The following is a 12529-nucleotide window of genomic DNA, read 5'->3' on the forward strand; positions in this document are numbered from 1 at the left end:
ATGACCGGATGGTTGAACGGCAACCTCGTCAGCGTCGTCGACGGGGTTGCCTTCGGTCTGCTGCTGTTCACGATCGCGGTCGGACTCTCCCTGGTCTTCGGCATGATGGACGTGCTGAATCTGGCCCACGGCACGCTCTACCTCGCCGGGGCCTACGTCGCCTACGCGCTGTCCGACGGGAGCCTGTGGGGTCTGGTCCTCGCGCTGGCGGCCGGCGCCGTGGTGGGCGGCACGGGCGGGGCCGCGCTGACGTTCCTCACCAGGCCGCTGGCCCGGCGCGGGCACCTGGACCAGGCCGTGCTGACGCTCGGCATCACCTTCATCGTCGCCGACCTCCTTGCCGCGGCCTTCGGCGGCGAGGTGCTGCCCACGGACCCGCCGACGGCCCTGCGCGGGACGGTGGCCCTCGTCGGCCACGCGTACCCGGTCTACCGGCTGGTGTTCATCGGCGTCGCGGCAGCCCTCGCGCTCCTCGTCTACCTCGTCTTCGAACGCAGCTCGCTCGGAGCGCTCGTCCGAGCCGCCGTCGCGGACCGGGACATGGTGCGCGCGCTGGGGGTCGACGTCCGCAAGGTGCTGTACGGGGTCTTCGCCTCCGGCGCAGCCCTGGCGGTGGTCGGAGGTGTCCTCGGGGCGCCGATTCTGGGCCCTGGTCCGGGCGTCGACGAGACCGTGCTCGTCCTCTCGCTCGTCGTCGTGGTCGTGGGCGGCCTCGGATCCGTGCGCGGCGCGCTCGCCGGAGCGCTCCTCATCGGGCAGGTGCAGACCCTCGGGGTGGCGCTGCTCCCCGAGTACGCTCCCTTCCTCCTCTTCGGCACGATGCTGCTCGTGCTCGTCGTCCGCCCGAACGGCCTGGTCCCGTCGGCGGTGCGCGCATGAGCCCGCACAAAGCTGCCTCGACGGGCGCGCGGCGGCTGTCCGTGACCGCGGTGGTCGTCGGACTGGCCCTGGCCCCCTTCGTCCTCGGCCCGTACGCCGTCGGCACCCTGTCGCGGATCCTGGTGTTCGGGCTCCTTGCCGTCAGCGTGAACCTGCTCACCGGCCTGACCGGACTGCCGACCCTGGGCCAGTCGGCGTACTTCGGAGTCGGTGCCTACACGGCCGCGATCGTGGCGACTCGACTCACCGACATCGGAATCCTCCAGCTCCTCATCGCCGCGGGCGTCTCCGCGCTGGTGGCGGTGCCGACCGGGTGGCTGGCGGTCCGGGCCCGGGGCGTGGTCTTCCTGATGCTGACGCTGGCCATCGGCGAGATCGCGTACAGCGCCGCAGTCAACTGGAAGTCGCTGACGAACGGCACCGACGGCGTATCGGGCATCCCGCCCGTCGTACCGCTGCCCGGCATGCCCGCGCTGGCGCTGGACGGTCTCGTCTACTTCTACGTACTGGCCGTGTTCCTGCTGCTCTTCGCGACCGTCTCCCGCCTGGGATCGACACCGTTCGCCCTCGCCCTGCGCGGCATCCGCGACAACGAGCCGCGGATGCGGGCGATCGGCTACCCGACGCAGCGCTACGCCCTGACCGTCTACTGCGGCGCCGGGGCGCTGGCCGGCGCCGCCGGAGCCCTGTGGGTCTCGGTACAGCGGTTCGTCTCGCCCGGCGACGCCGGATTCGAGATCGCCGCCCTGGCGCTGCTGGCCGTCGTCATCGGCGGCTCCGGCTCGATGTGGGGAGCCTGCGCCGGCGCCGCACTCGTCTGGCTCACCCGCGACTACCTCGGAAACCTCGAAGCCGTTGCCGGGCGCGGGCCGTTGCTGCTCGGGGTGCTCTTCGTCGTCGCCGTCTACACGCTGCCCCGCGGGCTGGCCAGCGTACGGCTGCCGCTCAAGCCGACCCGGAAGAGAACGACGTGACAGACCACGACCACAACCACGCTCTACTGGAACTACGGCAGGTGTCACGGCACTTCGGGTCCTTCCGGGCCCTGGACGAGGTCTCCCTCACCGTACGGGCGGGGGCGCGGCACGCGATCATCGGCCCGAACGGTGCGGGCAAGTCGACCCTGTTCGGCCTGATCTCCGGGACGCTGCCGGTCACCGGCGGATCCGTCCTCGTCGACGGGAAGGACGTGACCCGGCTGCCCGTGCACCGCCGGGTCGGGCTCGGCGTTGCAGCGACGTTTCAGCACTCCAGTCTCTTCATGCGCGAGTCCGTGCTGGAGAACGTCCTGCTCGCCGTGTTGCGCCAGGCCGGGGGAGGCCTCGGGGGCTGGCGGAAGGCCGGCGCCCGGCCGAAGGAGCTCGCACGGGCGCACGCGCTGCTCGAGCGGGTGGGCCTGCCCACCCGGCACGAGGTCGCGGCGGCCGAGCTCTCCCACGGCGAGCGGCGGCAGCTGGAGGTCGCCGTCGCACTGGCCACCGACCCCCGGCTGCTGCTCCTGGACGAGCCGGCCGCCGGCATGTCTCCCGCGGAGACCGCGCGGCTCACCGAGCTGATCGCCGCCCTGCCCGGCGAGGTGACCGTACTGCTCATCGAACACGACCTCGACATGGTCTTCGAGCTCGCCGACACGGTCACCGTCATGCACCTCGGCAGACACCTGATGACCGGCTCCCCGGACGAGGTACGGGCCTCCGCCGAAGTCCAGACCGCCTACCTCGGCACCGTGGAGGTCTCCTCGTGAAGCCGTTCTTCAGCGTGCGCGAGCTGAGCTCCGGTTACGCCGGGGGCGTCGTCCTCGGCGGTGTCGACCTGGATCTCGATGCGGGCGGGATCGTCGCCGTCCTCGGGCGCAACGGGGTCGGGAAGACCACCCTGATCTCGACCGTCATGGGGCTCGTCCGGCCGTACGGAGGCAGCGTCACCCTCGACGGCCGGGAGATCGCCGGAGCCCGCGTCGACGTGATCGCCCGAGCCGGGGTCGGCGTCGTCCCGCAGGGGCGCCGGGTGTTCGCGCCGCTGACCGTGGCCGAGCACCTGACGATCGCCTCGCGGCGTCCGGCGAAGGGCCCGTGGACGAGGGCCCGGGTCCTCGAGCTGCTGCCGCGGCTGGGCGAGCGGCTCGGGCACCGCGGGGACGAGCTCTCCGGCGGGGAACAGCAGATGCTCGCGATCGCCAGGGCCCTGCTGGGCAATCCGCGCCTGCTGCTGCTCGACGAGCCGTCCGACGGCCTCGCTCCCGCGATCGTCGCCCAGGTCGGTGAGGTGATCCGCGAGGTGGGCGCACAGGGCATGTCGGTCGTCCTCGTCGAGCAGAACCTGGGGCTCGCGTTCTCCGTCGCGCAGGACGTCGCCGTCATGCAGAAGGGGTGCATCGTCCACCGAGCGGCCTGTGCGGAATTCGCATCCCGTCCCGACGACCGGCGGCGTCTGCTCGGCGTCGACTGAGCAGGGCCGTCACCCCACCGGATACCTGCACGTCGGTCTGTGCGGTCAAGCACCGGTCGGCCTCTGGCCGATGCCGGCGGCACGCCCACGGCGGGCAGGTGTGGAACGAACGGGCGGAGGGCGACATCCGTTCGGGCTGCTCAGGTCAGGGGCAGCTGCATGAGGGTCAGGTCGAGCCATCGGCCGAACTTGGTTCCGACTTCCGGCACCGTGCCGACATGGCGGAACCCGAACCGTTCGTGCAGCCGGATGGATGCGGTGTTCTCGGCTTCGATGCCGGCGACCACGACGTGGTGGCCGGCATCGCGCGCCGAGGCGATGAGGCCGGCCAGCAGCGCGGAGCCGAAGCAGCCAGCTCGCGGACGCCTCGGGCGTCTCCCAGGCCATGATCAGCCGGATCGAGCGCGGCGAGAGCAGCCCCACCGCCGTGGTCCTGGGCAAGCTGTCCGCCGCCTTCCAGCTCAGCATCGCCTCGTTGCTCGCCCTCGCCGACGGAGCGCAGGACGACGACACGGCAGGAACCGCCGGGGTGCACCGCGAGGCCGACGCGGCCGAGTGGCGCGACCCCGTCACCGGCTACCGGCGCCGCCAGATCACCGGCCCGCAGTTCCCCGCGGAGATTGCCGAGATCCATCTGCCCCCGGGAGCCCGCGTGCCCTATCCGGCCGCAGCCTTCGCCTTCGTACGACAGGTCGTCTGGGTCCTCGACGGCCACCTGACCTTCCATGACGGGGACACGGTCCACGAACTCGACGGGGGCGACACCATCGAACTCGGCGAGCCCACCCCGCGGGTCTTCGCCAACACCACCGACACCGAGTGCCGCTACGCCGTCATCCTCGCCCGCGGCACACGGCCATGACCCGCCCCTTCCCCGAGGCGCCACGTTCCTGCTCGGCGCCGTGCACCTGAGTACGCGTACTCAGAACGTCCGAAGCGGCCAACCTCGATCCCGTCCGCACCACGCTGGTGGTCGTCGACATGACGCCGCTCTTCGTCGACCCCACCCCGAACTGCCGCGGCATCGCACCTGTCGGGCAACATGCCGCGTTCGGCGTAATCGACGCTTCGGCTCCGCTCCCTCCTCACGCTGTGACGGTCGGTCACGCTCGTGTAAGGAGGCCCGTGTGCACAGGTCCCGTGGGTGGGTGGCGCCTCCGACGGCGCCCGGGGGCGTGCGGTGAGGCGCACCCGCTCGGAGGTGCCCCTCGCGGTCGCCATGGAGGACGGCTTCCGGCCGGCCGCGCCGCCGGCGTGGATGCGGTGGCTGCCTTTCGCGTACGTGGCTCTCGTCCTGCTGCTGGAGGTCACCCTCCAGGAGGAGTGGGCGGTGAGCTTCTTCCTCATCGCCCTGCCCGCCATCGCCGCGTACGCCTTCGGCCCGGTCGTCGTGGCCGCGCTCACCGTGTTCGCGATCCTCCTGGAGGGCGCCCTCGCCGCCGTCTCCCACCACTTGGGGGAGAACCACCACGTCACCGCCGACATCGCCACCGCTGTCGTCGGTATCCTCTCGACCGCGCTCGCCGCGCACCGCAGCCGCCAGGAACGCAGCCTCGTCCACGCCAACTCGGTCGCCGAGGCCCTGATGCGGGCCCTGCTTCGCCCGGTGCCGCACCAGGTCGGGCACGTGCTGGCGGCCAGCCTGTACCGGCCGAGCGAGGCCGGGACCATGGTGGGCGGCGACCTCTTCGACATCCGCGCCACCCGGGCCGGGGAGCGTGCCATCGTCGGCGACGTACGCGGAAAGGGTCTCCCGGCGGTCCGTACGGTCGCGGCGATCCTCGGCAGCTTCCGTGAGGCCGCGTACGAGGCGGTCGACCTGCCGGCCGTCGCCGCCCGGCTGGAGCGGCGGCTGGCCCGGGAGGCCGAGGAGATCCCGGACGAGGAGCTGTTCGCCACTGCCGTGCTCATCGAGTACGACAGCCTGGCGCACCGGGTGACGGTGACCAACCACGGGCACGTCGAGCCGGTGCTGATCTCCTGCGGCGAGGTGCGCATGCTGGAAGGCCCGCCGGCACTGCCCCTCGGCCTGGGCGGCCTGGCCGCGGCGGACGGGCCGGTGGTGTGGAGCCACCGGCTCACCCGGGGCGACGTACTGCTACTGGTCACGGACGGGCTGGTGGAGGCCCGCGACACCAGCGGCGACTTCTATCCGCTCGTGGACCGGCTCCGCCACCGCTTCGAGGGCCGAGCGGCACCCGGACCCGCCGAGGTCGTCAACTTCCTGAACACTGACCTTCCCCGGCATACCCGCAACCTTCACGACGACATCGCGATGCTCGCGATCGCCCCGCACAGCCAAATCTGAGCTGGTCACGTCGGAGTCGAAGCCGGCCCGGGAGTCGCGCTCGTACGCTCTGGGATGCTGATGCTTGATCAGGGAGTGGTGCAGGGCCGAGGCGTACCAACCCGTCAGGGGGCTCGGCCGGCGCCGGGCGCTCGTCGCCACGGGAGGGGGAGGGACATGCAGGTGGCCGGAAGCACAGTCACGGCCGGTCGGGGAGTCGCGATGACCCGGGTGGGCGGCCGGTGGCGGGTGACCCGCCCGTGGCCTGCCCAGTTGCGCCCGTTCGTGCACAGCTACGCCGGCTATTGGGAGGCAGCGGGCGCCGTGCCCTATCGGGTGCGGTTGGTTCCCACGGGTCGGGCGGTCGTGGTGATCAGCCTGGGGGAGCCGTTCACCCAGGTCCATCGGCTGGGGGACTCGAGTCCGGACAGCCAGGTGACCGGCTCGCTGGTTGCGGGGCTGGAGGACGGGCCCCGGGTGTGTGACCACCCTGGTGGCCAGGAGGCGATCCGGCTCGAGTTGACCCCACTGGGCGCCTACCGGCTGTTCGCCATGCCGATGAGCGAGTTGACCAACAGGGTGATCGGGCTCTGCGACGTCCTTGGCCCCGAGGCCGGAGTGCTGGCGGAGCAACTGGCAGCCACCAGCGACTGGGGAGCCCGGTTCGACCTGCTCGACCTCGCGTTGGCGGCCCGCATCGAACGTGGCCCGCATCCCGCGCCCGAGGTGAGCCATGCCTGGCGACTGCTGTCCCACGCCGGCGGGGCGATCCAGATCGGCCGGATCGCGGCCGAAGTGGGCTGGAGCCAGGGCTACCTGGTCCGCCGCTTCACCGAACAGATAGGCCTGACGCCCAAGATGTCCGCCCGAGTGCTGCGCTTCCACCGGGCCGTGAGGCTGCTCTCCCGCGAGGGGGCGCATCTCACCGAAGTGACCGCCGCCTGTGGCTTCTACGACCAGGCCCACCTCAACCGCGAGTTCCGCGCCCTGGCCGAGACCACTCCCGGCCAGGTGGCTGCCGCCCGGGTGACGGAGGGAGCCCTCGCCCTGTGAGGGCGAGGTCAAATTTGTCCAAGCCAGGCCGGCTGCACGCCGATAGTGTCCCCGTTCGTAGTTGATCAGGCAGCCAAGCACATGGTGAACCTGGCCCAGAAGGGGGAGTGCTCCATGGAAGACTTTTTGCGCATTCTCGTGTCCGGCGCGCTCACAGGCGGCTTGATCGGTCTGGCGGGAGCCCTCGGCCGACGCCGCCGCAGGCGTCGGGAGGGCGGTGGAGGGGACGCTCACTGACGGCCGGCGGGAGGGCGTCGTACGTGCGCCCACGTGGGGGACACCGTGGGACGCTCACTGACGGCCGGCGGGAGGGCGTCGTACGTGCGCCCACGTGGGGGACACCGCCGGTGTACGGGGGTCACCGGTGCTGAAGCCCATCGTCGCGGCGATGCCGTGCTCGTCGGAGAGCTCGGCTGTCAGCCGAGCTCTCCGGTGGCCTCCAGGTGCTGCCAGAAGTCCCGGATCATCCGCTCGTCGACCTCCGGCATGACCACGCCCAGGCGCTCGAGGGCGCGCAGGGTCCGGTCGTTGCGGTAGGTGTCGGACGGGAGATCCGCGGCGTCCGAGGCATCCGAGGCGTTCTCCCTCTGCTCGACCTGCTCGACCTGCTCGACGTGCTGCTGGAACACGTCCAGGTACGGCAGGAACGGCAGGTCGCGCCCGGCCTCGCTCGCCTGCCTGAGGCGGCGCAGCCACGTGCCGAGCCCCACCGGCTCCGACCGCGTCCCGCGCCACTCGTCGAAGACCTTCAGGAAAGCGTCCGCGCCGGTCTTCCGGGGGTGGTGCAGATGGTGCACGGCGGCGGAGTCCGGGCCTCCGCCGGCCAGGGCGAGGGCCACCAGGGCGCGGGCCGCGACGTCGGCGGGCAGCAGATCGGCCTGCAGCGCCGTTCCCTCCGGGTGGCAGCCGAGGGCGGCGCAGCTGACCAGCAGGCGGCAGAACATGTCGTCCGGGTTGATGGCGCCCCGCTCCGACTCCGCCCAGATTCGCCCGAGCCGGTACACGCGGGCGGACGCACCGCGTGCGATGGCGTCCTTGACCATCATCTCGGCCACCCACTTGTTCGCCAGATAGCCGTCGGCGGCCATGTGCCGCGCGTCCTCGATCGCAGAGCCCTCGGTGATCGAGAGTAGCGCGTGAGCCGGGCCTGCACGGGGCAAAACGGCGCAGCACTGTCAGGCAGCGGCGCGTGTTGACGTGTCCCGCCGACGAGACACGGTTGTGCGACGCACCGGCGCGCCGCGGAAACCTCGCACCCTCACTGTTCAGAACTTCATGGCTTCCACGGGCAGCGCAGGATCTGGCCTGCGGCGGTGCCGATGAGGACCGTGCCGTCCGGGGCCGCGTGCAGCGAGAGCGGCACATACGGGGGCAGCGGGTGCCGGTGGAGGACCGCCCCGTCAGCTGCGTCGACGGAGACGAGGGTGTCGTCGGCGCACAGGGCGTGCAGGACCCCGGCGTGCGTGTCCAGGTCGATGACCTCGGATTCCAGCGGCCGGTGCCAGAGGGCCTCGCCGGAGGGGAAGGCCCGGCGGACGAGTTCCGTCCGCCCGTGCAGGAGGGCGGTGCCGACGGCATCAGACGCGTACACCACCCGGCCGAGCGGCGCGTCGACTGCCACTCGGCGTCGCGTCCGTCGTCGGCTGGGTGGAATGACATGCAGCAGGGCCGGGGCTCGAGGACGGGCCGGCCTCCGCCCGACCACCCGCTTCGCCCCGCGGCACGACGACTCCAGGCTTTCGTCCGGTCGGCCGAGGAACCCGTTGTCTGTCATCGTCCTGTGCACTACTCCTGGTCGGATGGATGAGATCGAGTTACAGCCTGCCGACATACGCAGCGTCGAAGAGTTCACGGCCGCGTTGCGAGGGCTCAAGGCCCGGTCCGGCCTGACCCTGCGGCAGCTGGAGAGCCGGGCTGCGGCCCGGGGCGACATCCTGCCGCGAAGCACCGTCGCCGACCTCCTGCGCAAGCGCACCCTGCCCCGCCGTGAGACGGTCGCCGCGTACGTCCGTGCCTGCGGTGAAGAGGACAGGACGGCAGAGTGGCTGGGGGCCTGGGAGCGACTGGCGAGCGGGGACGCTCTTGCGGATGCCGGTGGCGGCCGCGACACCGATGAACAGCCGCCGCCAACGGGAACAACCGGACACCGGAGACGGCCCGTGATCGTGGTGGTCGCCGTGACGCTGGCGGGAGCTCTCGCGGCCGGTGCTCTGCTGAGCATCGATCTCATGACTTCGGGCTCACGCATGACGGGTGCCCCGGCCAACCGCCGTTCTGCGCTCCTCGCCGTCGTCTCCGCCGGGAGCTGGGCCCGCATCCGCCCCGCGCAGACACCGGAGTTGTGCCTCACGGCGGGGAAGGAACGCTCCGGGCGATACCGATCTGAGGTGGCGGTCCAGCGCCCCTGCGCGGACCCTGGCCCGCGCTCGTTCCTGCAGCCCAACGGCGACGACCTGGCCAACATCAAGTGGGAGCATCCGACGAGCAAGGGAATGGGCTGTCTGACCATCCTCGACAGCGGCCCTGCCAAAGGCCTGGTGGAGCCGCAGGGCAACTGCCTCGCCGACAAGGATGCACAGTTCTTCCGGATCGAGCGCTTCGGCGATACGGTCGAGGGCTACCGCCTTCGGCGCGCACACACCGAGCTCTGCCTGGGGATCCTTGACGGTGAGACGACCGCTGGGGCCGAGGCAGTCCAACAACCCTGCGGCGACCAACCCGCCCAGCGCTTCCTCGTCGACCTGCTTCCTCAGGCGGCCGTCCCGAGCTGACGGCAGGTCCGCGACCGGCTGCCGCCTGCCGGCTCAGGGTACGCGGATCCCCGGTCCCGGTGTGGGCAGGCCAACCGCCGCCCCGGGGAGGGCGGCGGGCCACTGCGTGAGGTCAGCCGGCCACCGGGGTGACGTATCCGCTGATCCTCTGAGTGTTGTTGACCTGGGTACCGACCTTGTAGGAGGCCCAGGTGTGGGAGCTCACACTGCCGGGCCGGCCCTGGTTGCCGCCCACCACGGTGATCCTTGAGCCGGATATGGCCACCACGATGGCCACGTGGTCGTCTCCGATGTCCGAGGTGTGCTGGTTGTAGAGGATCGCGTCGCCGACCTTCGGCGTCGAGTGCATCGGACCGTAGCCGGTGAAGCCGGAGGCGAGGTCGTTGAGCCTGCTCATCCTGCCGCCCACGTTGTTCTTCCACCACACCCAGCCGACGAAGTCGGCGCACCAGGGGTGCGCTTCGGTGTGGTTGGGGCCGCAGCTGCCGGTCTGGGCGGTGCCCCGGCCCCAGTAGCTGCCCTTGTTGTTCAGGCCGCACGGGCCCGCACCGATCTGTCCCTTGGCGGTGGTGGCGATGTTCGCTCCTAACGAGGCCGGCTGGGCGTTGGCGACGCCGGTAGCGGCCAACGCGGTACCGGCGAGGAGGGTGATCGCGGCGCCCCTGGCCGCGAGTGAAGTGCGCTTGCGCATGGCAGACTCCATCGGTCGAGAGCCGTGGCTCGCACGGCTGTTCGCTGGGATGGCAGAACTCTCGACGGGGCAGCGCGACGCGGCCAAGCGATCCCGCTGTCCGGGACTGTCCGGACCTGTCCGGCCCGCTGTCCGTGCAGCTCAGCGAGTGCTGTACCGCCCTCTGGGATCAGCTCGGAGGGGTGTGCCGCTCGGTGCAGTGGCCGGACCGCCGGCCAACTCGTCAGGCGTGGCGGGCAGCGGCGAGCTGCGCGTGGGCCGCGTGGTGCACGAGGCGGTCTCGCGGGTTGGCTACGTACACTGACGGGCATGGCATGCCGCATCAGCGAGTTGGTCATCGACGCCGCCGACCCCGACCGGCTCGCGGCGTTCTGGAGCAAGGTCCTCGGCTACGTCGAACTCGGCCGGGAGGACGACGGAAGCATCGAGATCGGGCCGCCCGACGCCGGTTTCGGCGGCCCGCAGCCCACTCTTGTCCTCAGCCCCAGCAGCGACCCGCGGCCCGGGAAGCTCCGACTGCACATCGACGTCAGCGCCACCGACCGTGACCAGGAAGCCGAGTTGGAGCGGCTGCTCGCTCTCGGCGCCAGGCCCGCCGACGTCGGTCAGACCGGTACCGAGAGCTGGCACGTCCTGGCCGACCCGGAAGGCAACGAATTCTGCCTCCTGCGCGCGCGGCTCCAGCCCTAACGGCGCGCGCGGAACGGGTGGCGCATCGCCACGTACTACTCCTCCGGCTCCCAGGCGCGGAGTAGGTCGATCAGGCCTACGTCTCCGTCGATCTGCAGGGAGTCCGCCGGGATGCGGTCGTACAGGAAGAGGACCAGCTCACTGGCCGTGCCGCGGACGGAGGCGCCGGCCGCGTCCGGGCCCTCGTCGGCAGCGGGCGTCGCGCCGGGCGCGGGGAGACGGGTGACGCGTGCACCGTCGCCGTCGGCCGTGAGACGCCAGGAGCGGCCCTCGGCGGCGTGGAAGTCGAAGGCAGTGGGCTTGTGCGGCCAGGCACTCGGCGTTGCGCAGCAAGTGGGCCTGCGATCGGTGTCGCTCAGTCCATGGTCGCGACAGGGGTTGACCTTGACCTTGGGGCAGGGTGCACGCTCGTCGCATGGCCGCCTCGACAGCGCAACGGGAGCCACCAGGGCCACCGTTGCACTCTCGAGCCGTGCCGGACACCTACCGTCGCGAGCTGAGGAATGACCATGGACGAGTCCCTCCACACCATCAAGAACACCGCTGCCGGGCCGGATCGCCCGGAGCTGCAGAACGCCATCCAGGAGATTGTCGATTTCGGCTTCGCCGGGGTGCAGCTGCGCGTCCACGACGAGCGGGGCCAGTGGGTCGGCAACGCCGGGGTGCGCAAGCTGGGCGAGGCGGCCAAGCCGCCGACCGACGGGCACTTCCGCGTCGGCAGCATCACCAAGACCTTCACCGCGACCCTGGTGCTGCAACTGGTGGCCGAGGGCACGGTCGGGCTGGACACCCCGGCGGACGACTACCTGACCGAGTTCGGGCTGGACCGACAGATCACGGTGCGGATGCTGCTCCAGCACACCAGCGGTTTGTTCAGCTTCACCGGCGAGATCTACGACGACGGGACGGTCGTGCCCGGTGGAGTCCCCGGGATGGGCAAGGAGTGGATGGACAACCAGTTCCGCACCTACCAGCCGGAGGAGCTGGTGCGGATGGCGTTGTCCAAGCCGGCGCGGTTCGAGCCGGGGACGGACTGGAGCTACTCCAACACCAACTACGTGCTGGCCAGGCTGCTGATCGAGAAGGCCACGGGCCGCTCCTACGCCGAGGAGATGCAGCGGCTGATCCTGGGTCCGCTGGGCCTGACCGGCACGGTGGTGCCGGACGCCTCGCCGGAGATCCCCGAGCCGCACGCCCACGGCTACTACACGTACGAGGACGCCGGCCAGTGGAAGGTGGCCGACACCACCCGGTTCAACCCCTCCTGGATCTCCGCCGCCGGTGACATGATCTCGACCAGCCAGGACCTCCACACGTTCTTCTCCGCACTGATGAGCGGGAAGATCCTGCCGGCCCCACTGCTGGCCGAGATGCGCACACCGCACCCCAAGATGGGTTACGGCCTGGGGGTGTTCGTGGAGGAGACGGCAGACGGCGGCACCATCCTCCAGCACAACGGCGGCTTCTGGGGCTGGGCGGCGCTGATGTACAGCACACCCGACGGCAGCAGGACCCTGACCGGTTCGCTGACCATGGGGGACGCCGAGCTCGACTTGGCCGCCATAGCCGGGGTGTTCGAGAACGTGAAGCAGAAGCTCGTCCAGGAGGTGTTCTGCGGCGGGCAGACCGAGCCGGCTCTGCCGACGGGCTGAGCACCTCGGATCCGTCCCCCTCCGCTGCCGTGCCCCGCCCCCCGGCACCGCGACGGAC

General features: G+C 71.2%; 12 protein-coding genes and 3 pseudogenes. 10 read left to right on the forward strand and 5 right to left on the reverse strand.

Translation table 11 applies throughout. From position 1 onward, the window contains the following. The 4 genes from AB0M76_RS30390 to AB0M76_RS30405 are packed head-to-tail and all read left to right on the forward strand — an operon-like array spanning nucleotide 1 to nucleotide 3327. Nucleotides 1-879 (forward strand): branched-chain amino acid ABC transporter permease, encoded by an 879-nt coding sequence (locus AB0M76_RS30390; protein ID WP_365955931.1) that lies wholly within the window; start codon nucleotides 1-3, stop codon nucleotides 877-879. After that, nucleotides 876-1853, forward strand: a complete 978-nt coding sequence (locus AB0M76_RS30395) for a branched-chain amino acid ABC transporter permease (RefSeq protein ID WP_365955932.1) — start codon at nucleotides 876-878, stop codon at nucleotides 1851-1853. Before AB0M76_RS30390 ends, AB0M76_RS30395 begins: the two co-directional genes overlap by 4 nt. Next, on the forward strand, nucleotides 1850-2623 hold the full coding sequence (locus tag AB0M76_RS30400; RefSeq protein ID WP_365955933.1) for an ABC transporter ATP-binding protein: 774 nt from the start codon (nucleotides 1850-1852) through the stop codon (nucleotides 2621-2623). Before AB0M76_RS30395 ends, AB0M76_RS30400 begins: the two co-directional genes overlap by 4 nt. Continuing rightward, nucleotides 2620-3327: an ABC transporter ATP-binding protein gene (locus tag AB0M76_RS30405; RefSeq protein ID WP_365955934.1), complete on the forward strand. Its 708-nt coding sequence runs from the start codon at nucleotides 2620-2622 to the stop codon at nucleotides 3325-3327. Before AB0M76_RS30400 ends, AB0M76_RS30405 begins: the two co-directional genes overlap by 4 nt. 140 nt (nucleotides 3328-3467) lie before the next feature. Here AB0M76_RS30405 and AB0M76_RS30410 read toward each other — a convergent pair. Further along, nucleotides 3468-3662, reverse strand: a pseudogene (locus tag AB0M76_RS30410) (N-acetyltransferase family protein); the annotation flags it as partial. A 26-nt stretch (nucleotides 3663-3688) separates the two neighbouring features. Here AB0M76_RS30410 and AB0M76_RS30415 point away from each other — a divergent pair. The 3 genes and pseudogenes from AB0M76_RS30415 to AB0M76_RS30425 form a co-directional block, all read left to right on the forward strand. After that, nucleotides 3689-4189: pseudogene (locus AB0M76_RS30415) on the forward strand (helix-turn-helix domain-containing protein); the annotation flags it as partial. Nucleotides 4190-4507: 318 nt separating this feature from the next. Further along, a complete protein-coding gene (locus AB0M76_RS30420) occupies nucleotides 4508-5635 on the forward strand; it encodes a PP2C family protein-serine/threonine phosphatase (RefSeq protein WP_365955935.1) in 1128 nt (375 codons plus the stop codon). A gap of 201 nt (nucleotides 5636-5836) precedes the next feature. Continuing rightward, the gene (locus AB0M76_RS30425) at nucleotides 5837-6667 is read left to right on the forward strand and encodes an AraC family transcriptional regulator (RefSeq protein ID WP_365955936.1); all 831 of its coding nucleotides are present in this window, start codon (nucleotides 5837-5839) and stop codon (nucleotides 6665-6667) included. A gap of 416 nt (nucleotides 6668-7083) precedes the next feature. Here the strand turns inward: AB0M76_RS30425 and AB0M76_RS30430 are convergent, their stop codons facing one another. Further along, nucleotides 7084-7755, reverse strand: coding sequence for an SDR family oxidoreductase (locus tag AB0M76_RS30430; protein WP_365955938.1), 672 nt, complete (start codon nucleotides 7753-7755; stop codon nucleotides 7084-7086). A 185-nt stretch (nucleotides 7756-7940) separates the two neighbouring features. After that, nucleotides 7941-8288: a hypothetical protein gene (locus tag AB0M76_RS30435; RefSeq protein WP_365955939.1), complete on the reverse strand. Its 348-nt coding sequence runs from the start codon at nucleotides 8286-8288 to the stop codon at nucleotides 7941-7943. A gap of 178 nt (nucleotides 8289-8466) precedes the next feature. Between AB0M76_RS30435 and AB0M76_RS30440 the strand changes: the two genes are divergently transcribed. Next, nucleotides 8467-9438, forward strand: coding sequence for an XRE family transcriptional regulator (locus AB0M76_RS30440; RefSeq protein WP_365955940.1), 972 nt, complete (start codon nucleotides 8467-8469; stop codon nucleotides 9436-9438). A gap of 112 nt (nucleotides 9439-9550) precedes the next feature. On the opposite strand, the gene AB0M76_RS30445 is transcribed toward AB0M76_RS30440, so the two are convergent. Next, nucleotides 9551-10129, reverse strand: a complete 579-nt coding sequence (locus AB0M76_RS30445) for a CHAP domain-containing protein (protein WP_365955941.1) — start codon at nucleotides 10127-10129, stop codon at nucleotides 9551-9553. 309 nt (nucleotides 10130-10438) lie between these two features. On the opposite strand from AB0M76_RS30445, the gene AB0M76_RS30450 reads away from it, so the two are divergent. Then, nucleotides 10439-10819 carry a VOC family protein gene (locus AB0M76_RS30450; protein ID WP_365955942.1) on the forward strand — a complete coding sequence of 127 codons (381 nt, stop codon included), beginning with the start codon at nucleotides 10439-10441 and terminating at the stop codon, nucleotides 10817-10819. A 35-nt stretch (nucleotides 10820-10854) separates the two neighbouring features. Here AB0M76_RS30450 and AB0M76_RS30455 read toward each other — a convergent pair. Further along, nucleotides 10855-11154, reverse strand: a pseudogene (locus tag AB0M76_RS30455) (hypothetical protein); the annotation flags it as partial. A gap of 174 nt (nucleotides 11155-11328) precedes the next feature. Here AB0M76_RS30455 and AB0M76_RS30460 point away from each other — a divergent pair. Then, nucleotides 11329-12471 (forward strand): serine hydrolase domain-containing protein, encoded by a 1143-nt coding sequence (locus tag AB0M76_RS30460; RefSeq protein WP_365955943.1) that lies wholly within the window; start codon nucleotides 11329-11331, stop codon nucleotides 12469-12471. The last annotated feature ends 58 nt before the right edge of the window (nucleotides 12472-12529 follow it).

It is taken from the genome of Streptomyces sp. NPDC051364, assembly GCF_040682115.1.
Taxonomy (GTDB): domain Bacteria; phylum Actinomycetota; class Actinomycetes; order Streptomycetales; family Streptomycetaceae; genus Streptomyces.

Bases quoted from the DNA above. Each gene is read 5' to 3' on its own strand.
- AB0M76_RS30390 (WP_365955931.1), top strand. From the start codon at position 1: ATGACCGGATGGTTGAACGGCAACCTCGTCAGCGTCGTCGACGGGGTT.
- AB0M76_RS30395 (WP_365955932.1), top strand. From the start codon at position 876: ATGAGCCCGCACAAAGCTGCCTCGACGGGCGCGCGGCGGCTGTCCGTG.
- AB0M76_RS30425 (WP_365955936.1), top strand. From the start codon at position 5,837: ATGACCCGGGTGGGCGGCCGGTGGCGGGTGACCCGCCCGTGGCCTGCC.
- AB0M76_RS30430 (WP_365955938.1), bottom strand. From the start codon at position 7,755: ATGGCCGCCGACGGCTATCTGGCGAACAAGTGGGTGGCCGAGATGATG.
- AB0M76_RS30440 (WP_365955940.1), top strand. From the start codon at position 8,467: ATGGATGAGATCGAGTTACAGCCTGCCGACATACGCAGCGTCGAAGAG.
- AB0M76_RS30445 (WP_365955941.1), bottom strand. From the start codon at position 10,129: ATGCGCAAGCGCACTTCACTCGCGGCCAGGGGCGCCGCGATCACCCTC.
- AB0M76_RS30450 (WP_365955942.1), top strand. From the start codon at position 10,439: ATGGCATGCCGCATCAGCGAGTTGGTCATCGACGCCGCCGACCCCGAC.
- AB0M76_RS30460 (WP_365955943.1), top strand. From the start codon at position 11,329: ATGGACGAGTCCCTCCACACCATCAAGAACACCGCTGCCGGGCCGGAT.